Annotated in this window: 1 rRNA gene; it reads left to right on the forward strand. The window is 53.2% G+C overall.

Features of this window, described 5'->3' with window-relative positions:
- Positions 1-1,635 (forward strand): 23S ribosomal RNA (locus Q3O59_RS15840); the annotation flags it as partial.

A 1,635-nucleotide genomic window follows, 5' to 3' on the forward strand; every position in this document is an offset into this window, starting at 1 on the left:
CACAAGTGGTAGAGGAGCGTTCTGTAAGCCGTTGAAGGTTGTCCGGGAGGATGGCTGGAGGTATCAGAAGTGCGAATGCTGACATGAGTAACGACAAGGGGAGTGAAAAACTTCCCCGCCGAAAGACCAAGGGTTCCTATCCCATGCTAATCAGGGTAGGGTAAGTCGGCCCCTAAGGCGAGGCTGAAGAGCGTAGTCGATGGGAAACGGATTAATATTTCCGTACCGGCAATACTGCGATGGGGGGACGGAGAAGGCTAGGCAGGCGCGGCGTTGGTAGTCCGCGTGAAAGTGCGTAGGCAGAAGAGTTAGGAAAATCCGGCTCTTTAATGCTGAGACACGAGACGAGACTCTACGGAGTCGAAGCTGTTGATGCCCTGCTTCCAGGAAAAGCCTCTAAGCTTCAGGTATTGACGACCGTACCCGAAACCGACACAGGTGGTCAGGTAGAGCATACCAAGGCGCTTGAGAGAACTCTGCTGAAGGAACTAGGCAAAATAGTACCGTAACTTCGGGAGAAGGTACGCTCTTGGGTGTGAAGGACTTGCTCCGTAAGCACACGAGAGTCGCAGTGACCAGCTGGCTGCAACTGTTTATTAAAAACACAGCACTCTGCAAACACGAAAGTGGACGTATAGGGTGTGACGCCTGCCCGGTGCCGGAAGGTTAATTGATGGGGTTAGCGCAAGCGAAGCTCTTGATCGAAGCCCCGGTAAACGGCGGCCGTAACTATAACGGTCCTAAGGTAGCGAAATTCCTTGTCGGGTAAGTTCCGACCTGCACGAATGGCGTAATGATGGCCAGGCTGTCTCCAGCAGAGACTCAGTGAAATTGAAATTGCGGTGAAGATGCCGTATACCCGCGGCTAGACGGAAAGACCCCGTGAACCTTTACTATAGCTTGGCACTGAACATTGACCCTACATGTGTAGGATAGGTGGGAGGCTTTGAAGCGGGGACGCCAGTTCTCGTGGAGCCATCCTTGAAATACCACCCTTGTATGTTTGATGTTCTAACGACGGCCCGTTATCCGGGCTTCGGACAGTGTCTGGTGGGTAGTTTGACTGGGGCGGTCTCCTCCTAAAGAGTAACGGAGGAGCACGAAGGTTGGCTAAGTACGGTCGGACATCGTACGGTTAGTGTAATGGTAGAAGCCAGCTTAACTGCGAGACAGACACGTCGAGCAGGTACGAAAGTAGGTCATAGTGATCCGGTGGTTCTGTATGGAAGGGCCATCGCTCAACGGATAAAAGGTACTCCGGGGATAACAGGCTGATACCGCCCAAGAGTTCATATCGACGGCGGTGTTTGGCACCTCGATGTCGGCTCATCACATCCTGGGGCTGAAGTCGGTCCCAAGGGTATGGCTGTTCGCCATTTAAAGTGGTACGCGAGCTGGGTTTAGAACGTCGTGAGACAGTTCGGTCCCTATCTGCCGTGGGCGTTGGATAATTGAGTGGAGTTGCTCCTAGTACGAGAGGACCGGAGTGAACGAACCGCTGGTGTTCGGGTTGTCATGCCAATGGCACTGCCCGGTAGCTATGTTCGGAACGGATAACCGCTGAAAGCATCTAAGCGGGAAGCCGGCCACAAGATGAGTTATCCCTCAGACTATAAGTCTGCTAAAGGGTCGTTG

The organism is Alkalimonas delamerensis (assembly GCF_030717955.1).
Lineage (GTDB): Bacteria > Pseudomonadota > Gammaproteobacteria > Enterobacterales > Alteromonadaceae > Alkalimonas > Alkalimonas delamerensis.